At 67.3% G+C, this 21733-nt stretch carries 15 protein-coding genes; 5 read left to right on the top strand and 10 right to left on the bottom strand.

Features of this window, described 5'->3' with window-relative positions:
- Nucleotides 1–120 precede the first annotated feature (120 nt).
- Genes NX1_RS08180 through NX1_RS08170 form a run of 3 tightly spaced genes read left to right on the top strand, consistent with a single transcriptional unit; the run spans nt 121 to nt 2729 of the window.
- On the top strand, nt 121–1551 hold the full coding sequence (locus tag NX1_RS08180) for a helix-turn-helix domain-containing protein (RefSeq protein ID WP_157119603.1): 1431 nt from the start codon (nt 121–123) through the stop codon (nt 1549–1551).
- On the top strand, nt 1551–2264 hold the full coding sequence (locus NX1_RS08175; RefSeq protein ID WP_218024092.1) for a creatininase family protein: 714 nt from the start codon (nt 1551–1553) through the stop codon (nt 2262–2264). Before NX1_RS08180 ends, NX1_RS08175 begins: the two co-directional genes overlap by 1 nt.
- A 33-nt stretch (nt 2265–2297) precedes the next feature.
- A complete protein-coding gene (locus NX1_RS08170) occupies nt 2298–2729 on the top strand; it encodes an NUDIX hydrolase (RefSeq protein WP_068056250.1) in 432 nt (143 codons plus the stop codon).
- On the opposite strand, the gene NX1_RS35175 is transcribed toward NX1_RS08170, so the two are convergent.
- Nucleotides 2620–3054, bottom strand: coding sequence for a tyrosine-type recombinase/integrase (locus tag NX1_RS35175; RefSeq protein ID WP_245668390.1), 435 nt, complete (start codon nt 3052–3054; stop codon nt 2620–2622). The genes NX1_RS08170 and NX1_RS35175 overlap by 110 nt on opposite strands.
- A 211-nt stretch (nt 3055–3265) precedes the next feature.
- On the opposite strand from NX1_RS35175, the gene NX1_RS36050 reads away from it, so the two are divergent.
- Nucleotides 3266–3436: a hypothetical protein gene (locus NX1_RS36050; RefSeq protein WP_157119602.1), complete on the top strand. Its 171-nt coding sequence runs from the start codon at nt 3266–3268 to the stop codon at nt 3434–3436.
- Between the two features lie 86 nt (nt 3437–3522).
- On the opposite strand, the gene NX1_RS08165 is transcribed toward NX1_RS36050, so the two are convergent.
- Nucleotides 3523–4242: a GIY-YIG nuclease family protein gene (locus tag NX1_RS08165; protein ID WP_068056249.1), complete on the bottom strand. Its 720-nt coding sequence runs from the start codon at nt 4240–4242 to the stop codon at nt 3523–3525.
- Between the two features lie 469 nt (nt 4243–4711).
- Here NX1_RS08165 and NX1_RS08160 point away from each other — a divergent pair, with 469 nt between their 5' ends.
- Complete coding sequence (locus tag NX1_RS08160; RefSeq protein WP_068056247.1) at nt 4712–7852, top strand: GNAT family N-acetyltransferase; 3141 nt, start codon at nt 4712–4714, stop codon at nt 7850–7852.
- 383 nt (nt 7853–8235) lie between these two features.
- On the opposite strand, the gene mobF is transcribed toward NX1_RS08160, so the two are convergent.
- From mobF to dprA, 8 genes are all read right to left on the bottom strand, one after another.
- The gene (gene mobF / locus NX1_RS08155) at nt 8236–14280 is read right to left on the bottom strand and encodes a MobF family relaxase (protein ID WP_157119601.1); all 6045 of its coding nucleotides are present in this window, start codon (nt 14278–14280) and stop codon (nt 8236–8238) included.
- A gap of 304 nt (nt 14281–14584) precedes the next feature.
- Nucleotides 14585–14956 carry a hypothetical protein gene (locus NX1_RS08150; RefSeq protein WP_157119600.1) on the bottom strand — a complete coding sequence of 124 codons (372 nt, stop codon included), beginning with the start codon at nt 14954–14956 and terminating at the stop codon, nt 14585–14587.
- A gap of 103 nt (nt 14957–15059) precedes the next feature.
- Nucleotides 15060–16631 carry a hypothetical protein gene (locus NX1_RS08145; protein ID WP_157119599.1) on the bottom strand — a complete coding sequence of 524 codons (1572 nt, stop codon included), beginning with the start codon at nt 16629–16631 and terminating at the stop codon, nt 15060–15062.
- Between the two features lie 359 nt (nt 16632–16990).
- Nucleotides 16991–17497 carry a single-stranded DNA-binding protein gene (locus tag NX1_RS08140; RefSeq protein ID WP_068056713.1) on the bottom strand — a complete coding sequence of 169 codons (507 nt, stop codon included), beginning with the start codon at nt 17495–17497 and terminating at the stop codon, nt 16991–16993.
- Between the two features lie 114 nt (nt 17498–17611).
- Entirely contained in the window at nt 17612–18784 is a 1173-nt protein-coding gene (locus tag NX1_RS08135) for a DUF4192 domain-containing protein (RefSeq protein WP_169812196.1), read from the bottom strand.
- Entirely contained in the window at nt 18777–20510 is a 1734-nt protein-coding gene (locus NX1_RS08130; RefSeq protein WP_068056237.1) for a ParB/RepB/Spo0J family partition protein, read from the bottom strand. Before NX1_RS08130 ends, NX1_RS08135 begins: the two co-directional genes overlap by 8 nt.
- Nucleotides 20511–20636: 126 nt before the next feature.
- Nucleotides 20637–20882, bottom strand: a complete 246-nt coding sequence (locus NX1_RS08125; RefSeq protein ID WP_068056235.1) for a hypothetical protein — start codon at nt 20880–20882, stop codon at nt 20637–20639.
- Between the two features lie 78 nt (nt 20883–20960).
- A complete protein-coding gene (gene dprA / locus NX1_RS08120; RefSeq protein WP_068056233.1) occupies nt 20961–21707 on the bottom strand; it encodes a DNA-processing protein DprA in 747 nt (248 codons plus the stop codon).
- Nucleotides 21708–21733: the final 26 nt, after the last annotated feature.

The following is a 21733-nucleotide window of genomic DNA, read 5'->3' as shown; positions in this document are numbered from 1 at the left end:
CGCCCCTTCATGCGAATCGAGCCGTCCTGGCGTCGATCTGGTGGCTACGATTTTGGGGACGTGACCAGCGAACGCAGAAGCGCTGAATATGCATAGGTTTTATGCATCCGAGGAATACTCATGCTGACCAGGGGAAGGGCGTGTGTGATGGTCGCTTTCGATGCAGCACCTGACCTGTGTCCGCGGTGTTCAGCGCAGGCGCCGTCGGGACTTCTCTGCGGCCGATGCGTAGCTGCTGGCGATCGGCTGCCGCCGCTACCTGATCACGCATGGTGGTCCGGGGAACTTCGCCAGGCGCTGGATGCCCGCGACATCGGAAAGGCGATCCGGGCCTACCGGCATCATCCCCACCATGGGCGGCGACGAATCGCCCAAGAGGACATGGCGCGGTGGCTGTCGATAACCCAAGGACACCTGTCTCGGATCGAGCAAGGCCGCGTGCGAGTAACCAACCTGGACACTCTGTCGGCGTACGCGCGCATTCTGAGAATTCCCCCGCTGCTGCTGTGGTTCGAACTCCCGCCTGATCGGCAGGATCAGGCTCTTGCGCCGCCGCGATCGAACACTGTGCTTCCAGAGCGGCTGGCCGCGGCAATCTCTGCGCCGACGGAAGTTCAACTGGCTGATGCGATGTTGTCCACGTTGGCCGGGCACTCGGTTCGCGACCAGCTGGCCGGGCCTCATGATCTGATCGCCGTCGTTCGGCGCGACATCGCATTCATCGACCAGCGGCTGGGCGCCAGCCGCAGCGGCAGCAGAGGACGTAGTCGACTGCGATACGTGGCGGGTCGCTATGCCGAACTGCTGGGTTGGCTACAGCAGGACTGCGGGGATCTCGAAGCTGCAGAATCCTGGTCCAGGATCGCCCTCGCACACGCCGAAGACACCAACGATGTCCAGTTTCACACCTACGTGTTGATGCGCAGCTCCAATATCGCCACCGACGCGGGGAAGCTCTCCACCGCAACAGAATTCATCAGTAAAGCACTGGTGCGTGCTGACGTCCTCACTCCACAACAGCGCGCCGTCCTGCTGCGCCAACAGGCCAACGTCTATGCAGTACGCGCGCGATCAGGCGAGCGCGCCGACGTCGTGGCGTGCGTCGATGCGCTCACAAGGGCCGCGGAAGCAGCGGCCGAGCCAGCCGAGGATCCGGATGATCTCGCTGGCTATTGCTCACCTGCCTATGTGGCGATGGAGGCCGCGAACTGCTGGATCGAACTCGGCCGCCCCGAGAAGGCGCTGGCGATCCTGGAACAGCGGATGAGCGACTGGAGTGCCGGCAGCCGCCGCGACCTAGGAATGGGACTGGCCCGATTGTCCACAGCTCACGCAGGAGTAGGTTCGTGGTCGGATGCGGTGGAAGTCGCAGGTTATGCGGCTACCATCGTCGCCGACACCGGATCACACCGCACGCTCAGTCAGCTGCGGACCACGGCGACCGTGCTGCACACGGCAGGCCAGACCGGTGCCGCGCGGGAGTTGACCCACCAGGTACGCACCGCGCAACGTGCACGAGCCAGTCACGGTAGGAGCCTCGAGTGGAGTTGATGACCACCGCCAGTTCGACCGACGTCGCCGAGGACGGCGCCCGCATAGCGGTGCTGCCTGTCGGCAGTTTCGAACAACACGGTGACCATTTACCGCTCATCACCGACACCGTCATCGCCTGCCTGATCGCGCGACAGCTCGCCGAAAACTATCCGCTACTCCTGCTGCCGCCGCTGACGATCTCCTGTTCGCACGAGCACGAGACATTCGCCGGAACCGTCAGCCTCAGCCCGGCCACCCTGATCGCCGTCATCAGCGACATCAGGCGCTCACTCGCCCGATCCGGAATCAACACCCTCGTGATGGTCAACGCCCACGGCGGCAACTACGTCTTGGCAAACATCGCCCAAGAGGCCAATACCAGCGGCCGCAACATCGTGATCTATCCCGGCCGAGACGATTGGAACCGAGCGCGCGAAGCCGCCGGAATGGACAGCGACTCACACGAGGACATGCACGGTGGCGAACTCGAGACGTCGATTCTCCTGCATGCCAGACCAGAACTGGTGCGGGCATCGTTCCGGCATGCCGATCACGAAGCGTCCGACCGTTCGCACCTGCACCTGCTCGGCATGTCGGCATACACCTCCAGCGGAATCATCGGACGCCCCTCGGCAGCGACCGACGTCAAAGGGAAGGCGGCGCTGGACGTCCTGACGAAGTCGTTTGGTGAATACTTCGCGCTGATTACGCGCCCAGAGGCAGATGGCTAGGTTCTGACCGGCTGATCGAGAAGGGAATTCGCCATGGCGAAGGAAGGCACCCAGATCATCATGTTCAATCCGAGCCGCCGCGCCGTGGTCATGTATCTGCGCGACGACTTCCCCCACATCCCGTTCCCGAACCGCTGGGCCCTGCCCGGCGGCATGCTCGAGGCCGGTGAGTCGACCGCCGAGTGCGTCCTCCGCGAGATCAAGGAAGAGATGGGCCTGGTGCTCGACCCGAATCAGGTCGAGCACTTCGCCACCCGCGACTGCGATTTCGGGATCGAGCACACGTTCTGGACGACCGTGCCCGACCTGGACATCGACGCCGTCCACCTCACCGAGGGGCAGGCCCTGGCCTGGTTCACCGCCCCCGACGTCGCGCAGACCGAGCTGGCCTACGCCGACAACGAGATCCTGGCACAGTTCTTCGCGACCCTGCCAGCCGTCGAAGACGCAGCCGGAGGGCACTAACCAGCCCGAGGAACCCGACGCCGCCCCTGGCGGATTCGGCGGCGGCGCCGGGCCGCCGGGTCGGTGCTGGCCCGCCACACAAGCAGCGCGTCCTTGGCCCCGGCCGCGCGTACTTCGCCAGCGACTGCACCGACGTATGCCCCGACAACGTCATCAGCATCGGCGTCGGCGCGCCGTCCTCCGCAGCGTGGGTCAACCGGGAGTGACGCAGCTGGTGCAGCGTGAACGGGCCGCCGGTGAACCCTACGGTGCTCTCCTCGAACAACTGCGCTGCCCGCTGATACGACAGCCGGGCCCGCCCACTGGCCGGATCCGTATCGGCCACCGCCACATGCGGTTTCGCCCTCCGATCCGTCAGGAACAATGGCCCGCGTTCGACCAGGTGAAACAAGAAGCCGGGGAGCACCTCTCGGAATGTTTCGCCGCGGCGTGCCGGGTCTCGGCTATGGGCCGAGGCCACGCGGCGCCACGCCGAATCCGAACGCGATCACCCCGAGGAAGCCGCCACAGCACTTACCACCAAGGCGGTACGCACCATGGAAGCCGAAGCAGAACGGGAAGTCCTGCACCTGGCCAGCGAAGCCGCCCACCGCCGAGACACGGCGGGCGAACCGACCGACACCGACTACGCCGAGGCGACACGGCAGGTCCCTGACCTGCTCGACCAAGCCCTATCGGCGGTTCACCGCTACCGACGCCTGCACTGACTGACCAACAGGCCCGAACCCGAAACAAGCTCGCCCCGGTCCATGCTGGACCCGGGCGAGCTTTGCGGCGGAGTCGAGGTGCCGCTTCAGGATTCGTCGAGTAACTCGAACACCCGCACCGGTGTGGTGTCCATGTACTTCTCGTACTCCTTCGGCTGATCGGCCTTGAACTTCGGGCCGTCGAACTGCAAGGCGAGGTACTGCGCGTGCACCTCGGGCGCCTCCTGGGCGAGCCGCTCGACGTTGAACTTCGCGCGGGACTTGCCGATCCGCCACATCGCGACACCATCGATACCGCTGGATTTGCCGATCGCGATCTTCAACGCCGACGTCAACCGGGAGATCTCGTTCTCAGCGTCTTTGACCTGGTTCTCCAGCCGGGCCTTCTCGGCGACCATGTCGTGGATTTGATGGTGCAGCGTCGTCAACTCCGCAGTCGCCGCCAGCACCTCCTCATCCGGGGTCGCCTCCTCGAGTTGGGCCACCGCGGCCTTATCGGCCTCCTCGCGCGGCAGCTCCCGCTCCACATACTCCTGCGCCGCAGCCAGCACACCGACCACTTCGGCGGGAGTGAACCGGAAGATCTCACTACGCGGGCGCACCAGCCGCGCCGCGTACCGCTGCTTGATGAACTGCTCACCGGCCAGCGCGTCCGCGCCGGTCGCGGTGGACACCGACCGGAACAGCGTCAACGTCGCCAGACATCCGGTCTGCAACTGATTGCGGCGCCGCTCCAGACTGTTCGACGTCTTTCCGATCTTGAACAAATCGTCATTACCCAGCTGGAACGCATAGATGTATGCCATGAGAACGATCCCTCCCTGGAACCCGGGTCGAACACAGAAGGCGGCCATCCCACACCGCCCCGAACGATCGTTAGTGTGACACACCCCACCGACACGAAATCGGCTCTCACACAAGGGAAAACAGACCACACGACATCGACCGCAAGTTCCGGACACCGTCGCGTGCAACCGGGCGTGGCACTCGCGCCACGCCCAACCGACTCTCCTTCGTCGACAAGGAGACCTATTTCGCGGCTCGGGTCACCGCCAGGATTCCCGGCACCACTACCGGGCAAGCATTGCCCCCTATCCAGCGAGTATTAGGACCGCACCGCTGCTTACGCCGTTTTTCGCCACCGACCCGACGGCGTCCGCGGGGAATTCGCGCACATCCCGACACCGACCCATGGAGTCCGTCCGGGGCGGTCGGCGATGACCGGTCATCCGTTCTTGTCTCGACCAGTGCGGATTTCGCGTAGGAAGGGGTGTTATGGCCTCGGCATTCGATCGACACTTGGACGCGTTCCGCAGCTATCAGGCCACCCCGTGGGGTCGGCTCCGGTATGAGCAGGTGTATGCCAATCTTGTCCGCCATCTGCCGGCTCGGCCGCTGACAGTGCTCGATGTCGGTGGAGGTAATGGTCTCGACGCTGTGCGTCTGGCGGCGCTGGGTCATCACGTGACCATCGTGGATACCTCGTCGGCGTCGCTGGCTGAGGCCGTGGGCTTGGCCGAGGCGCAGGGCTTCGGGGACCTGATCGACACCCGGTTGGCGGAGGCATCCGACGTGCTTACTGTCGCGGCGCGTGGGTCGATTGATGTGGTGTTGTGCCACAACGTGATTCAGTATGTACCTGATCGAGGTGCCGTCCTCGAGGCAATGGTCTCGGTGCTGCGCCCCGGCGGACTGCTGTCGGTGTTGGCACCGAACCCGCTCATCGACCCGCTGACTGCTGCGGTGCGGCGCGGAGCACTCGAGGAGGCGATGCGGCTGCTGAACACGACCAGCCGGGCATCGGTCACCTATCACGCCGAGATCGACGCGGTGACCGCGACCGACTTGGCCACAAAGATGGTGGCGGCCGGTCTGCAGCGTCCGGTCCAGTACGGGGTGCGGGCGGTGTGCGACTTGATCAGCGACGACGCGATCAAGCACGACGCGGAGTTCTTCGCGAAACTCCTGCAGCTGGAGAACCTGCTGGCCGACCGATACCCCTACGTCGAGACGGCCCGCTTCTGCCATCTGATTTCGGTCAAACCCGCAGCGACAGTGCCGGTCACATCGACCGAGGCCAGCGGTCGGCGCGTGGCGATGGACCTGGCCACCTATGAACAGCGGGTGCGATCGGAGGACTGCTTCGTGTGCGCTTTCCTGGAAGGCAAACCCGGCTACGAGCACCACATGGTCTACGACGACGGTGAGCACGTCGCGTTCTTGAACAAGTACCCCACCTTGTTCGGCTACGCTCTCGTGGTGCCGCGGCGCCACGTCGAAGATGTGGTCGCCGACCTGACCCCACACCAGTATCTTCGACTGCAATCGGCCGTGCACAAAGTGGCGCGCGCGGTTGCCGCGGTGACCGGTCCCGAGCGGACCTACTTGATGTCGCTTGGTTCTATGCAGGGCAATGCCCATGTTCACTGGCACGTCGCTCCGCTTCCGGCCAACACGCCCTACGACCGTCAGCAGCTGCATGCGGTCGATCTGGTCCACGGCATCCTCGACTACACCGAGACCGAAATGGCCGGCCTCGCGGCGCGGATTCGTTCGTCGCTGTCGGCCGAGCCTGCGGGCCGGTTGGTGGTCATTCGCGGCAGCTCCGGCTCCGGCAAGACGACTGTGGCCAGGGCATTGCAGCGGCGGTTCGATCGGGGGCGGTGTGTGGTCATTTCGCAGGATGTTGTGCGCCGAGAGTTGCTGCGGGAGAGCGATGTTCCCGGCGGATTCAATATCGAGTTGATCGGCGAGATCACCTCGCTGTGCCTGGCTCGTGGGCTGGTTGTCGTGCTGGAGGGGATCTTCTCGACGCGCCGCTACGGCGACATGCTCGACCGATTGACCTCCAATGCAGCCGTATCGCGGTTCTACGCCTTCGACTTGTCGTTCGAAGAGACGTTGCGGCGGCACGCGACCCGCCCCCAGTCGTCGTCGTTCGGTCGTGACGAGATGCGGGATTGGTACAGCGGCTGGGATCCGCTGCACTTCGTCGACGAAGTCCGCCTGGACGCTACCCAAGGCAGCGCCGACATCGCCGAGATGATCGTCGCCGACGTCGCCGCCTCGACCACACCATCGGCCGGGGCGGGCCCCGATCTCCTCCAGCCCGATGAGGGGACCACCGCCACTGTGGACGACCGGGGTGGTCGCGCCGAATCGTCTCGAACACTGGTGGTGCGGTGCTGGGGCACCAGCCACACCGAGCACCTCGTCGGTGAGTCACACCGCTTGGCCCGCGTCACCGATCTTCCCGCGCCGGGCACGACGGTCGCGGTCGACCGATGGCGCAACGGCGGGTTCATCGAGCGGCTGAGCACCAGCTTGACCGCACGGCTTCCCGATGTCGCCATGGTCTTCCACAATCGCGGCCGCGGCGGCACCACCTCACGCGAGCTGCTGGAAGCCATCGAGACTGCCGATGTCGCCCAGGACATCGCCCTGTTCGAGTGCGGCACCAACGACGTACTGCGACGTCACCAGGCTCGCCTCGCCGAGGGTGTCGACCTGCAGGAGTTCACCCGCAACTACCGAGCCGCCCTCGGCCACCTCACCGTCGGCTCCCGGACCGTTGTCTGCCTGGCCTCCCCACCGGTCGCCACGCATATCGGCCCGCAGGCAGCGGCAATCAACCGCGACCTATGCGCGTACAACCTCGCTGCCCGTGACGCGGCCCGCGACGCCGGAGCTGTGTTCGTGGACTGTTGGGGCAAATTTGTCACAACCGCCACGCTGCTGGGTGAACGCTCCGATGACTCGTCAGCCGCGCGCAGTCCGTGGATGGCCGACGGCTTGCACCTGTCGCCGGTCGGGGACGAGGTTGTCGCACGCAGCCTCGAGGCCGTCTTGGTCGACCAACACCTGATCCGCCGACTGCTTGCGGCGACGAAACCGAGCCGACAACGCCACAACACCGACGTGATGGTCCGCCACGGCCGCGTCGAAGACATCCCCGCCTGTGTCCAGTTGCACGTCGATGTCGCCACCGAAGGCAAGTGGATCGGACCGGAACCCCCGATCGATGGAGACGACGTGGCAGTCCGTTTGCGTAACCTCGTCGCCACCACCGCAGGGCTGCTCGTTGCCGAGCATTCGTCGGCCGGGATCGTGGCCACAGCCACCGCGCACTTCTTAGCGACCGATGTCGCGTCGATCACCATGATGGTCGCCTCCAGCCACAGGGGCCAAGGTATCGGGACCGTGTTACTGGAGCAGCTGATCGACTGGTGCGGAAACAACAACGCGCACAAGGTCACCTTGCAGGTCTGGCCGCACAACCTTCCCGCGATCGGCCTGTACCACCGCGCGGGATTCGAGGTCGAAGGCACGCTGCGGGCACACTACCGACGCCGCAACGGCGAACTATGGGACGCGATCATCATGAGCCGCTTGCTGCCCCGGCCGCGACGGCGATGACTGCGCTCGTGCTAGTTCACGCGTCGACAGCGCTCCGTGCACGGGAACCAGCCGCGTCGGACCGCAATGCCCACGCTGCCTTTTTCGGATGTTGCGCGGACAGTGGACAAAGGCGGCGCTGGACGCCCTGACGAAGTCGTTTGGTGAATACTTCGCGCTGATTACGCGCGCAGACTCAGAGGGCTAGGTCGGCTGACTAGTTGGGCGAAGCGCCGGAACATCCCGCCTGTCGGCCCCGCCGCCGATGCCGAAGCAGCAGGTCTCCACCTGCGCGGAGGCTTCACGGATGCCGGGCGGTGTCTGCGCTTCACAGGAAGCGGACGACGCACCGCAGACCAACGACTGCCGGAGATTGCATAATCCCATACCGTTGTGCGGTCGAATCACAGTCCGAGACTGTCATCTCGATACGACTCGTGGAGTTCGCCAATCGCCTCGCTCGACTCCGGGTAGGCGTCAAAGGTGGGCGCCATTGCGCGCAGTTGGGTCTCGATTTCGCGCTGGTCAGGGGTGAGTGTTCGGCGGCGGCGCTGCTCAGCCTGGAGTTCGTCGAGCTCGTCATTGATGCCGCTGATGCGGGTTCGTTGCTCCTTGGCCGCGTCGTTGGAGGCATGTGGTGGTGTGGGAGTCGGCGGCTCGGGTTGGCTGGTGAGAAGGTGCTCCCATCCGGATTCGGGTCCGGCGAGCATGACGGCTTCACGGCGGGCGCGGCGGGCAGCGGTCCGAGCGGTGTCGCGCTTGTGTTCGAGGGTGTTGTGCTTAGCGAGCAGCTCGCTGATCTGGGTCTGCAACTGGCGGCGTTGATTCCGTCGATAGCTGGGCGTGGCGTCGAATGCGGAGCGGGCCTGGTCGAGTTCGACGGCGGCCGTGTGAGCGGCGTGCACCGCGTCGTTTAGTTGTTGGTCGGTTTGGTGGGCTTGGCGGATGGCGTCTTGGGCGGCGCGGTGGTGTCGGGCGAGCTCGTCGGGGTCGGGTGTGTCGGGCGGGTGTGTGGGGGGATTGAAGAATGCGGTTTCGGTGTCAGTGAGCGCCAAACGCAGCTCGAGATGGTCGATGGCTCGAGCGAGTTGTTCGTCGGTCAGCAGGATCAGCGGGTTGTCCGTGGCTTGGTCGACGGGCGAGGTTTGTGTCGGGTCTGCGGTGGTGTTTTTAGTGAGGTGTTCGCGTACCCAGGTTTCGATCACGCTGCGGTGGTGTGGGTTTGGGGTGGCCCGCCAGTCACGGCGGAGGACGGCGCGGGCGGCGTCGGGTGGTTTGGTTGCGGTGAAATGGGCGCAGCGGGCTTGAATGTGTTGAGTGGGGTCGTGGTCGGGGATGCCGGTTTCGCCGTTGTCTCGGCACGGGCCACACAGTCCGTCGTCGGCTCGGCGTGGTGGAACGGGGGTGGCGTCGGTGCGTCGGCGTTCGATGCCGCAGGTCACGCAGGGCAGGCCGCGGGTAGTCGGGAGTGCGGCGAGCTCGTAGTCGAAGGCATAGCTGGTTGGGGGTTCGGGGTCGTAGGGATTCCAGATGCCGTCGTGCAGCGGCTGATCCGGTGCAGGGGTGTTGGTTTCGTCCGGGTAGGGATTCCAGATCCCATCGTGCAGCGGCTGATCCGCCGGTGTAGGGGTGTTGGTTTTGTCGTGCAGGTCGAAGTAGTTGTTGGCGAGGTCTTCACCGGCCATCTCGGCGCGTGGGCGGGGTGCTCGTCGACGTGTCGGGTCGCGGTATTCGCGGTGGTCGCGGGCGGCTTCGTGACGGCGGTCGCGTCGGTAGGCAGGTTGTGGCGATTCGCCCTCGGGTGGTCGGTAGAGGTGCGGGTCGGTGTCGGGGGTGCAGGCGTGGATGAGGGTGGCGTGTTGGGGGAAGCGTTCGGCGGCCCACTGCAGCCGGGCGCGGGCGACGGGGAAGCTGTTGCGGTGCAGGGTTCGAGCCACTGCGGTGAGGATGGCTTGTTGTTCGGCGGTCATCGATGCGGTGAGGTTGCCGAACTTGGTCGCATCGGCGAGTTGTCCGGCCTGCAATAGTTCGGCGAGGGTTCGGAGGTCGACAGGCAGAATGTCGGGCGCGGTGGGTGGCGTTGGGTCGGTTGCCGGGGCGGGTTCGGTGGCAAAGCTGTTGTTGTGGTCGGTGTCCACGGTGGTCTCCGGGGCAGGTTCGCGGTGAGATGGGGTGCGCGTTGCGGTGGGTTGGGTAGCGCGTGGTGGTGGGTGGTGCGGTGCGGTGCGGGCGGGGATGTGGCGTAGCAGGGCGTCGATGCGCCAGGCGAGAGCGGGCCCCAACTGGTCGGGGCGCAGGCTGGGGGCGTGGTCGGGTTGGGCGCTGAGGAGCAGTTCGTGCGCGGTGGCGAGGAGGTCGTGGGGTGTCCAGTGGGTGCCGGCCGCGCGGTCGATCGCGGCCACGATCCGCGGCCACGCGGGATCTGCGACCACGTGCTCGGCGGTTGTGGTTCCGAGCACGCTGTGCAAGTCGGACAGCCAGTCCGGGCGCAGGTCGCGGCTGCCGAGGGTGTGGTCGAGGGCGGAAGGTTCGAGCTCAAGGCGCGACCACAACGCGGCGGCGGGCATTTCATCCGGTAGCGGGCGTCGCGCGGCGGCCTCGTACAGGAGGCCGGTGATGTCGATTCCGGCGCGGTCGGCGAGTTCGATCTTGTCGGCCAGGGTCGGCCAGTACGGGTCGGCGGTGATGCGGGTGTCGAGTTCTTCGATGACGGCTGTCCACTTGTTCACCGGCAGATGCACATCCCCGAGCGCGTCGGCGAGGCGGTCATCGAGGGCCTGCTGGTAGTCCCGTTCCAGGACGGCGTAGCGGGTGGGCCCGGTCGGACGGAGGTCGCGTTGCGGGATGTGCATGCTGGCGCGCCATACCGCCAGCTCGGCTACCAAGGCCGGGTCGCCACCGAGCAGCGACCGCGCCCAGTGTGGTGCGGTCACTGGTGTCCAGGTGCCGGTGTCGTCGGTGATCTGGCGAGCGAGATTGGCGACGATGCGGTGGCGGGCGCGCAGCTGCTCGGCGAGTGGATCATCGGCCAGTGCGCGGGGGAGTCCGTGCGCGAACGGCAGCGGCCCAGAGCTGGTGGAGTGCGCACCCGTGGGGTCCAAACGCCAGTCGAGCACGGCGGCGGGATCATCAGCGGTGTCGAGTTCCCGCGCCGCCGCGGCGGTCTGCAACGCGGTGAGGGGGTCGCGGCCGGTCATCGCGATGATCGCCAGATGTTGACGCAGAACGGGGTAGGCGGGGCTGTCGGTGAGGTTGGTGTGGATGCTGTCGGCGGCGGTGTCGATGCGGTCGAGTCCGTGTGAGCCGAGGGCGTTTTCGGCGGCGGCACCGATCGCATCGAGGTAGATGTCGAGTGCGCGACCGATGCGCCGCTGCGGGTCGAGAGCGTCGCGCAGTTCGGTGTGCGCGGATTTCTGTGCACCGTCGCGTTCGAGAATGCGCAGCAAAACCTCGACGGCGGTGCGGGGAAAGACCGCGGGTTCGCTCCAGAACGAGGCTTCGGAGCCGTCCAGTGCGGTCGGAACGTAGGCGTGGTTGGCGTGCACGCCGCGGGTGAGTGCGACGTAGAGCTGTTGGCGGGATTCGTATCCGGTGAGCGCGACGTGGCAGGTGTCGGCGGTGATTCCTTGCGCGGAATCGATCGTTGTCGCGTAGCCGAGGCGCACATGCGTGCGCACATACGACGCGGGAAGCCGCACACTCGAACCGGTTTCACCGCCGGACCGTAGGTGCGTGGCGGTCAGACTGCCGTCGTCGTGGACGGCGGTGACGGTCCAGGCGTAACCGTTGCGCACCCAATCGTGGGCGCCGAGGCGCAGTCGTGCGTCGTTGTGGCGGGTGCGGATCGTGTCGCCGACCGACGCGCACAGCCTGTCGGTGAGCACAACTTCTGCACCGGTACCCGCACCCTCGCGAGCGATCCGGTCGGCGCGCGCTCGTTCGTTGAGCGCGGTCACGACCTCGTGGGTGGGGGCGAGCATGATGGTGTCGAGCCCGGCGAGATGGTCGGCCATCCATGCGGTGTAGGTGTCGTCGTGGGTGGCGCCGTGATGTCCGGCGTGCACGCGTCCGTTGTCCAGATACCAGCCCAGCGCAGCCGGATCGCCCTCGCGCAGCCCCAAACTGGCAGTCGCTTCGCCGGTGGAAGCGAACCGCACGACATGGGTGAGGGTCATCGAATGTTCGGGTGCGGCGGCTGCCATGTCGGCATCGGCGCCGCCGGCTTCGATCGCCGGAAGCTGGTGATCGTCGCCGATGCAGCGGATCGTCGCCCCGCGCCCGGTGAGGAATCGCAGCAGGCGTAGGCGTTTGAGATTGCCGAGCTTGACGTGCTCATCGACGATCACCAGCGTGTCGGGGTCGATGTCGAGCACCCACTGCGGCAGCGGCGGCGGCACCTCCCGCGCCAACGCGGGGTTGTCCGGGCGCGGGCTGTGCAGGTTCACGATGGTCAGCACCTTGTCCGCGGTCTCCACGCGTGCGCCGATCGACCGCCCGAGTACGGCTGCGGCCGAAGCGGTGGGCGCCACTCCGAGGACCTTCCCGCCGCTGGCGTGCCAGGCGTCGGTGAGCACCCGCATCGCGGTCGTCTTACCCGAACCCGCGGGAGCGTTGGCGGTATGCACCCGCAACCCCGAGGTGGCGAAGCCCTCCACAACGCTGATTTGTCCGGCGTTCAGCGGCCGATCCGGATTGGCGCTGCTGTAATCCCGCACCGCCTCGGTGATCGTGTGCGGTGAGAGTTGGCGTCCACCCGGTTGTATGGACAGCTCTATCAGCTGCTGCTCCACCGACAAGATAGCGGCGGTGGTGTAGAGCTGGGCGCCTGCGCGGGTGTGGACGCTGGCGCCGTCGCGGCGGCGCAGCGGCTGTGGGACGACACGCAGCTCGGGTTGTTCGGCGAGGTCGGGGTCACCGCGCGCGATCGAGTAGGTCGGTGAGAAAGCTTCGGTAGTGACCGCTTCGGTGACCCATTCCCAATCGCCCGGGGTGATGTGGCCGCGCACCTGTCGTTCCACTTCGGCGCGAATGTTGCTGTGCCGCCAGGTCGAGCGCTGCTCGGAAACCACCTCGAGGACCCGCTGCACGACGCTGTTGATCCACGCCGCCGACACCGCAACCCGGGCCGCGCGAGAAGGATTCAACGCACGAGCGACGACCTCGGCAAGCGCGTTCCGGCCGCCGAGCAGCCCGACGGCTTCGGTGCGCCACGCGCCGCGTTGTTCGGCTCGTGAGCGCAGCGAGTGTTTGGCGGGGCGGGTTTCGAGGGTGGCGCGCTGGGCCAGGTTGTACATCTCGATCGGCACCGGTTCACGCCCGAACCGGGCTTGGAACTCCGCGGCCAGCTCACCCAACCGTGCCTTGAGCGCGGCCTCGCGCTGTGACCAGCGCTCGATCAACGCCACGGGGATGCCGAGGATTTCGCGGATCGGGCGTTTCGTGGGGTCGGTGTCGGGGCGGGCAGCGAACTCCACCCCGACGGTGGTTTCGAGATGGTGTTCCAACCTCGTGTTGTAGATCTCCGACACCGTCACCACCACCTGATACAGCCCAGCGCCGTCGAGAGTGCGCCACCGGCCATCCAGGGTGCGCACCCGGTTGGCGATGACCACGTGGGTGTGCAGATCCGGATCCCCCGAACGCGACTCGCGGTGGAGGAAACAGGCCGCGACGATGCCCTCGACATCGACCTGCCGAACCCCGTTGCGGCCCAACCGGGTGAAGATCGCGTGCTGCTCCAACCACGCCAACGCATCGGAGACCGCTGCGTGGTGGGCGGCCTCGATCTTCTCCGCCACCTCCCGCGGCGCGATCGCCCACAGCGCCGAGACGGACTTGACGGGAGAGAAGGTGATGTCGAAACCCGCGACCGCGGTGGCGGGTGGGCGCGAGTTCTTCGCGATCCACCCCGACAACTCCCGCGCATCCAATGGTGCGCGTCCGTACTCGTCGGTGAACATATCGAACGCGACATGCGTGCGAATCCGTGCACGGTCGTCATCAGGAATTGCCGCGGTTGGGTCACGTCCGTGCGCAGTATTGTGTTCGCGGAACGCTTGTTCGCAGCGTTTCCGGAACGCGGAAACCTCGGCATAAACGCGAAACGGATTCCCTAAACGTGACGCATTGTCGGCAGCGCGGGCAGCGTCTTTGTGCTTGGCACCCAGGTGGATCTGCCGGTCATAGACCGCGGCTTCGATCACTTCGGCGTTCGGATGGCGACCCAACCCGAACAGCGACTTCATCTGCGCTTCAGTCACTTCCGCACCGACATCGATGCCGAGCGCGGCCAGTCCGCTGCCATGCCAGCGTCCCGGTGACTCACCATGAACGGAGTAATAGTCCGACAGGCTCGAACGGCCGCGGGAGGTAGCGTCATTCGCGGCGACATTTCGCAGGTAATACTGAAAGCCGTTGCCTGCGACGACTTTATGAATCGTCGCGGTCATAAACCCATCCAGCGCGCCCGCGGCAATTATCTCAAGGGTTGTGGCGTACCGAAATATCGGACAATCCACCGAAACCGCTGGTCGTTACCGAATCGTTACCCTGGATGCAAGAGGTGTGCTTGTGAAAAGGAGGGCGAGAGGGGAGGGAAGGGTGATTGGTGGGTGGCGGAGGGGCTGGGATGGGGCGGTGCGATGAGGGATGCAGCGGCTGGGAATGCGTGGATGAGAAGGGGGATTCGGGGGGTGAGGGTGATGGTGAGAGACCGGGACCGTGTTGCGTGGTCCCGGTACTCGTCGGGATCGGTCAGACGCCGGGAGCGGGGATCGACATCCAGCCCACCGGCGCGCAGGCGTAGTAGCGGTCATCGATGGCGACGACGTCGCCGACCGACAGCGATCGCAGTCGCTTGGCTGCCCAGGCGTCCGCGTGTAGCTGATCGTCGGGGTGGACGGGCTGGTCGTTGAACGCGGCGAAGACTCGCTCGAGCAGCATCCGATCTTCTCCGGCGGTCACGGCAGGCAGGGTGTAGCGGTAGGCGAGGATCAGTCGCGCGCCGGGGAGGTAGCCGGAGAACAGCGTGTCGGGGTCCTGGTTGAGCAAGACGGTGACGGTCAGCCTGGGTCCAGGTGTCAGCCATCGCCGGGCGGCGCGAAGAGCCAAGCGTGCGTGAAGCATCGGGGGACGGTGCATGCGGACTCCTGGAGAGGTCGTGGTGGGCCGGTCCGCCGCGGGAGCGAGTCACCGCGGCGGACCGGAGCTGGATGGTGAAGCGGGTGGGTCAGGCTGCGCTGGTGGCGCGTTCGCGCACCGTGGCGATGCCGAGGTCGATGCGGCACTGGGTGCAGTAGTTGTCGGCGTGCACGATGCCGGGGTGGGCGCAGGCGTCGCAGCGTCCGATCCGTTGCCCGGCCCCGAGGGCGGCAGGCCGCCGACGGCGCGTAGCGCGCCGCGGTGCCAGTCGTTCGGTGGGCTGGTCGAGGTTCATCGCCATCCAGCGGGTGATGATGCGCCAGGTCGGTCCGGTGGTCGCAGCGGCGGCGCGGATGCGGTCGAGGAGCGCGGGCACCTGCTGGGGGTGGGTGGCGGCGATGTAGGCGCAGCGGGACTCGACGAACTCCTGCATCCCCCACGGGGTGGGCAGCGGCGGGATGCCGGGGTGGCCGTCGGCGCGGCACACATCGCAGAGCCCGTCGTCGCTGACGCGGCGTCCGTCCCTGATGTGGATGGCGCGCCGGTCGGTGGCGGGGCGGTCGATCCAGCAGCCGATGCACGGCCACCCGAGGTAGGGCGTCATGGCCGCGAGGTCGTAGTCCAGACCCGAGCCCTGCCAGGTCTTCTCGGTGACGTCGAGGTCGGTGTAGGGCCGAAACTCGTCATAGTCGCTGGGGACCGGGAGCCCGGTCCGCTTGCTCGCGAACCGCGTCTGGTCGGCCGTGCTGATCCTCGGCAGGGTGGTCGTAGGGCGGCGGCGCGCGCGGCGGTCGTCGATGATCCCGGCGTCGGCCGTGCGCTCGCGCAGGAACGCGCGGGCGGCCTGATCGAGGGCGGAGTGCTGGCCCTGGCGGGTCTGGCCCCGCGCGGGCCGGAGGGACTCGGGAGCGAGCAGGTGACGGTCGCGCTCGCTGTAGCACTCGGCGACGTGACGGAAGTAGCTGCGATCCCACAACTCGGCTTGCACGTGTGCCCACACCAGATGCGCGGGCTTGCGCGGGTCGGGAACGGGCACCGTGCGATCTGCGGCGGTGTCGGTGTCGATCGCGAAGAGACGGTCGGCGGCGTAGGCGGCGAACTCGGCCTCGCCGAGTCGGCGGCGCTTGGTGGTGCGTTGGTCGCGGTCGCGGTGACGCAGGTTCACCGCGCCAGCGACGGCGCGGCGGGCGCGTCGGTAGGCGATGGCCTTCGGTGTGAGGCGCGCCGCGTCGGTGGCAGGCAAGGGTGTCGCGGTGAGCCGGTCACGGTTGCGACGCTCGCGAATCGAGCGTTGCACCCATTCGGCGGCCTCGATCGACACCTGCGAAGGATCGGGCATCGCGGGGCAGTTCAGACCGGGGTCGGAGTCGGCGGTGAGATCGACGATCATCTCGCGCAACTCGGGTCGGCTCTTGGCCATCCACCCCAGCTGGCGGGCAGAGACCTTGTAGGGGTTGCGGGTGAGGATTTCGGCAGCCCGGTCGAGGAACTGGCGTTCCTGCGGGGAGGCCAAAGCGAGCACGGCAGCGAACCGTTCACGCGCCCTGTCGGGGTTGGTCTCGAGTAGGTACTCGATCTCGCCGAGCGCGTCGGCGAACGGGGAAACAGTCGGGACAGCGTCGGTAGCAGCAACGTCGGGAGTGGTTGTCGGAGCAGTCATCACCGGGTCCTGTCTGTCGTTGGAAACGAGCCAGCCCCGCGCCAGGACGCACGTGCCCAAATCGGCACGAACTACCCCGGCACGGGGCTGGGCGGCTGGTCGGCTGACCCGCCTGAGTGCGGCCGACCAGGGTGGGGTCCCGACACGGCGGGAGGGAACGCGCCTCATCGGGCGGCACCGAATTTCCGGCGCTCACGGCACCGACAGGTGCCGGTGGCTGGGGCGTCGCGCGGGGAAATTCGGTGGTGTCCGGGCGCGGGCCCGGAGCCGTGGCGGGGCCCCACCCTGGTAGCACTCGAGGAGGCGGGGCAGTCGACCAGACGGTCAGCCCTCACCCACCGCTCACCACATCCCCGGGGTCAGAACCCCGGTTCGTCACCGCCGGTACCCCAGCCGCTGGCCGCGGCCCACGGGTTCTGGTCCGCGCCGACTCCGGCACCGACCAGCTGCGCGGAGTTCTCGGCTTGGGCGGCGGGCCTGTTGGTGTTCGCTGTGGACCTCGGGGTGCGGTGGACCTTGGCGGTGGCGTAGCGCAGTGAGGGCCCGACCTCGTCGACGGCGAGTTCGACGGTGCTACGCTTCTGCCCGTCGTCGGTGGTCCAGCTTCGCTGCCTGAGCCGCCCGGACACGATCACCCGCGCGCCGCGGGTCAACGATTCGGCCAGGTTCTCCGCGGCCTCCCGCCACACCGAGCACGGCAGGAACAGCGCCTCACCGTCCTTCCACTCATCGGTGGTGCGGTCGAAAACCCTGGGCGTGGAAGCCACCGTGAAATTGGTGACCGCCACACCAGCCGGGGTGAACCGCAGCTCGGGATCGCCAGTCAAGTTTCCGATCACGGTGAGTGCCGTATCTCCGGCAGCCATGGTCATGCTCCTTCGAGAGTTGTTGGCCAGAACAGGAATCGGGTGGACGTCGCTGGTCGCCGGTGCCGCGAGATGGCGCTCACCGGCGAGGTCGTGAGGATGCACACCCGCGGGTCACCAGCGGATCGGCCCCAGATCGACGCCCAGGTGACCGGCGATACCGAGGCCGTGGTCGGCGAGTCGCCGAAGCTCTTGCGGGCGCATTCCGCTGCGCAGGGCGGTGTCGAGCAGGATGGCCATCGAGTGCGATGGGTCCGTCTCCAGCGCCGCGCCCAGGGCGATACCGGCGAGGGGGCCATCGCCGCGGACGTAGGCGCTGTAGGCAAGGAGTACCGCGGCCTCGGCACGGTCGTGGCCAGGCAGCGATTGGACCAGGGTCACCCACAGCTGTTCGGCTACAGTGGCGTGCTCGCCCACCGCTAACGCGAGCAACGCATCGCGCACCATCCGATCACGCAGCACCACAGCCAGTTCCGCCATCTGTCGCGCGGTGGGCACGGCGCCGGAGTCCAGATCGGCGACCCGATACAGCACCCGTTCGAGCGCGCGCCGACGGTAGCCATCGGGATCTGCGCGTCGGATGGCCGCGACGTAGCGGTCGCACCCCGCCGCGTCTTCGAGGTGCGCGGCTACCTCCTGCGCTGAATCCCTGTCATGGGCAACCATGTCGGTCAGCTGTGAGCGGGTGCGGTATATCGGGCGACCGTTGAGTACATACGCGAAGGTCACCATCGAGGTGGTTGGGTCCGGCAGTGTCCCTTGGTGATCGGTGTCGAGCAGGCTCCACCACCGCTGGCGCGCCTGGATCACTGGGACTGCCCACGCATCGGTGAGCGTCACCTCGTCATCTGCCAAGTGCAGAGCGAACGCGGCAATGAGCGCGCCCCACGCCTTGGCGCCACCTGGTGTGCGGGGTCGGCGCGGTGCTTGCATGCGGTCATCGATGATCACCGCGAGCACTTCGGTCGCGTCCTCGGCGGCGCAGATGCCTGCGACCGCGGAGGCGATTGCGGCCGCCAATCCGCGCTTGCCGCCGTCCTGGTCGAGATCGAATCGCAGGGCTGGACCGATGGTCGGGCCGGATCCGGGTGCGGTCGGCCTGCGTAGTAGGACCGCCACCAGCGATCTTTCGGGTACGAACTCGATCAACGCGGGCAGCGCCGCAATCAACTCACCGGGATCATCCACCCGCAGCCGCGGCCCAGGGCCCCGCTCCCGGGGCGTATCAGGACTCGCGGTCGCCTCATCGACGGTTGGCGGTTGGGCATCGTCGGTGTTGTCAGCCACGGGATTTCGTCTCCTTCCGGGCTGCTTGGCGCGGTGGAGTGTCGATGTCGATGTCGTGGTAGTCGATCTCGCCGGCGGCGGCCTGTTCGACGTCACAGAGTGCGAAGTCTCGTGTAGCGCCGACTTGGCCGAGGAAGCGCATGTAGCGGCGGGTCGATCCCTCCCCGATGCGCCAGAAGCTTTTGTCGACGTCGAGTTCGTGGGTGGCCAGCTGCATGGCGAGCACGATCATCCAGGCCCGGTTGGGTGAGGCGGCCTGGATCGCCTCGAGGAGCTTGTCGGCTGATCCGGCGATCCCCAACAGCTTGGTCACCTTGTGCAGCACCGCCGAATCGATCCGGCGGGCCAAGGATTCGGCGACGAACACCGCGGCCTCGGCCGGCGGGCGGGCACCCGAGACCAGTTTGGTCAGGAACTCGTCGCGCAGCTCATAGGAGTCGGCTCCACGTTTGTTGAGTTCGATCACCCGCCGCCGGTCCTGGCGTGCCTGTTCACGCTGGGCCGCGGCCTGCTCGGCCGCGGCGACCGCAGCCTCGTCGTCGGGATCGACCGCATCGACGAGCAAGCCCAACCCTGCCTGCTCGAGCTCGTCGGAAGGTAAGTAGTACACCGGCGTCCACCGGTCGCGGCGAGCCATGGTATCGGCGCGCCGCAAACCATCGCCGGGTTCGGCTTCCGGGTTGCCGCGGGTGCTCCAGTCGACGGTGGCAGCGTCGACGAATTCTCCGGACTCGCGGTCGACGAACTCGGCGTCGCGCTCGACCTCCAGGAACACCACCCACTGGGTCGGGTCGGTGTAGATCAGCTCGGCGGTCACCGGATCACCGGCGGCGGTGGCCAGTTCGGCGGCCGGGACGTAGGCGGGCTCGCTGCCGCTGGTGTCGGGGTGGCGAGTCAGGATCCCGAATCCGTAGGCCCCGTAAGCCAGGGATTCTCGGAGCCGGTCGCGGGTTTCGGCGCGCTCGGCGGCGATCCGCCTGGCGGTCCAGTCGATCGAGTAGCGGGAGACCTCGAGGAGCTGCTGCACGGCGTCGGTGTCACCGAGGTTTTCGTAGTGGGCGATCACCGCGAGCTGGTCGAGGCTGTACTGGTTCTCATCCAGCAGCCGCTTCGCGGTGCCGGATTTGCCGACCGCGGCGATCTTGCGGACCTCGGCCGGTTTGCGCTGCGTCGCCTTGGCGACCCGGTTGGCTGAGGCGCCCAGCTCCAACGTCAGGGCGATACCGGCGGCCTGGTCGCTGGCCGGGGTCGGGATCCGGCGTTCGTTGAGATTGATCTGATCGAGAGTGCGCGCGATGCGCCGCTCGGCGGGGTCGAGGTCGGTAGGCGCGTCGGTGACCCACACCGGGATCATCGGCAATCCCAGGTGGCGGGCGATGAGAGTGCGGACCTGACCCTCATACACCCAGATCGACCCGTCGGGTTCACGCTCGGCCAGCACCGGAGCCCGAACACCGAACTGTTCGATCGTGGCGACCTGCTCCGGGTGATCGGCCAGGTCGAAACTCTTGCGCACGTTCTCCGCGATCTGCAACTCCGTCGGGTCGAGGTAGCTCGCCGTGGCGTCCGGCGGCGGCACGAACGCTTCCTCGTCGGCCGCGGTCGGCTCCGCGGTGGCGGAATCGGTGTCGATCGCCTCGGGCGCGGGTTGCTGTGCCGCGTCCGTCTCGACGGTGGCGGGTTCGGTGTTCGGGTCGGTGACAACGGTGAGCGTGGTCGGACTCAAGACAGGCTCCTCACAAGACAAGGGCGCGGCGAGCCCACCTCGGTGGTGGAGCCGCCGCGCCGGAAACGGTTATCGCAGAACCGGAAACAGCTGCGCTGTCGCGCAGTGGCGAGTGCCTGGCCGAGGTCAGGCAGCGCGCGCGGTGGACTGGCGCGCGACGTTGATCGGGCGCAGACGCAGCACATCGCCGTCGTCGCCGATCCAGGCCCAGTACCGGCCGCGCCAGCCCGGGTAGTCGGCGCGCCAGTGCTCGGCCACCGCCGAGTCCGGGATCGCCGGAACCGCTCCGGCCAGGCCGCGCTGCTCGAGGCGCGCGTAGTCCTCACGCGGCAGGGTCTGCAGTGCCGGAGCGGTCGTGGCGGGTGTGGACATGAGCGATCCTCCTGGTGATTGGTCGGGCGGACTGGTGCTGCGCTCGTGGCGGGAAGGGGCGAAACCTGCTGGGGTAGTTCAGATGCCGGGGGTGGTGTGCAGGTCGTCGATGACCCGGGCGGCGTGGGTGATCAGGCGGGCGTGCCCGTCGCGGATCAGGGCGTGCGGGCCGCCCGAGGCCGCCGAGGTGATCGGGCCCGGCACGGCGAACACCGGGCGGGCGAGCTCGCGCGCCCACCGGGCGGTGTCGGCGGTGCCGCCACGGACACGGCCGCCTTCGACGATTACCACCGCACGCGACAGGGCGACGGTGATCCGATTGCGTTGCAAGAACTGATCTCTGGTCGCCGGGGTTTGCGGCGGATATTCCGAGACCATCAATCCCTCGGCGGTGATTTGCTCGAGCAGACGCTGGTTGCCGGTGGGGTAGTAGCGGTCGATCCCTGTTGCGGTGACCGCGACCGTTGTGGCCGAGCGCACCAGCGCGCCACGATGAGCCGACGCGTCGATGCCGAAGGCGCCACCACTGACCACCGTCCACCCGCGCTCGGCGAAGTACCCGGTGATGTCGTAGGCGACCCGCTGTCCGTAGTCGGTCGCCGCACGCGCCCCCACCACCGCCACGGCGTGCTCGGCGAAGGAATCCAGACGTGCCGGGCCGCGCAACCACAACGCGACCGGGGCATGGCCACGCACCTGCGGGGCATCGAGACCGGCAAACCGAGTCGTCGGCCACTCCGGTTCGTCACGAGTGAGCAGCCGGGCCCCGATCGCGGCAGCGCGTTCCAGATCCCGCGCTGCCTGATCCGCCAGATTGGCGGGCACACCGAACTCGCGCGGATTGCCGGTCA

The organism is Nocardia xishanensis NBRC 101358, from assembly GCF_001613365.1.
GTDB classification, from domain to species: domain Bacteria; phylum Actinomycetota; class Actinomycetes; order Mycobacteriales; family Mycobacteriaceae; genus Nocardia; species Nocardia xishanensis.
The sequence above is the reverse complement of the archived record's forward strand: the minus strand, read 5'-3'. Positions and strand labels throughout refer to the sequence as shown.

What these genes read in the sequence shown, in the direction of transcription:
- NX1_RS08165 (WP_068056249.1), bottom strand. Translation starts at nt 4,242, where the DNA reads ATGGCATACATCTATGCGTTCCAGCTGGGTAATGACGATTTGTTCAAG.
- NX1_RS08170 (WP_068056250.1), top strand. Translation starts at nt 2,298, where the DNA reads ATGGCGAAGGAAGGCACCCAGATCATCATGTTCAATCCGAGCCGCCGC.
- mobF (WP_157119601.1), bottom strand. Translation starts at nt 14,280, where the DNA reads ATGACCGCGACGATTCATAAAGTCGTCGCAGGCAACGGCTTTCAGTAT.
- NX1_RS08180 (WP_157119603.1), top strand. Translation starts at nt 121, where the DNA reads ATGCTGACCAGGGGAAGGGCGTGTGTGATGGTCGCTTTCGATGCAGCA.
- NX1_RS08145 (WP_157119599.1), bottom strand. Translation starts at nt 16,631, where the DNA reads ATGACTGCTCCGACAACCACTCCCGACGTTGCTGCTACCGACGCTGTC.
- NX1_RS08160 (WP_068056247.1), top strand. Translation starts at nt 4,712, where the DNA reads ATGGCCTCGGCATTCGATCGACACTTGGACGCGTTCCGCAGCTATCAG.
- NX1_RS08150 (WP_157119600.1), bottom strand. Translation starts at nt 14,956, where the DNA reads ATGCTTCACGCACGCTTGGCTCTTCGCGCCGCCCGGCGATGGCTGACA.
- NX1_RS36050 (WP_157119602.1), top strand. Translation starts at nt 3,266, where the DNA reads ATGGAAGCCGAAGCAGAACGGGAAGTCCTGCACCTGGCCAGCGAAGCC.
- NX1_RS08125 (WP_068056235.1), bottom strand. Translation starts at nt 20,882, where the DNA reads ATGTCCACACCCGCCACGACCGCTCCGGCACTGCAGACCCTGCCGCGT.
- NX1_RS08140 (WP_068056713.1), bottom strand. Translation starts at nt 17,497, where the DNA reads ATGGCTGCCGGAGATACGGCACTCACCGTGATCGGAAACTTGACTGGC.
- NX1_RS08175 (WP_218024092.1), top strand. Translation starts at nt 1,551, where the DNA reads ATGACCACCGCCAGTTCGACCGACGTCGCCGAGGACGGCGCCCGCATA.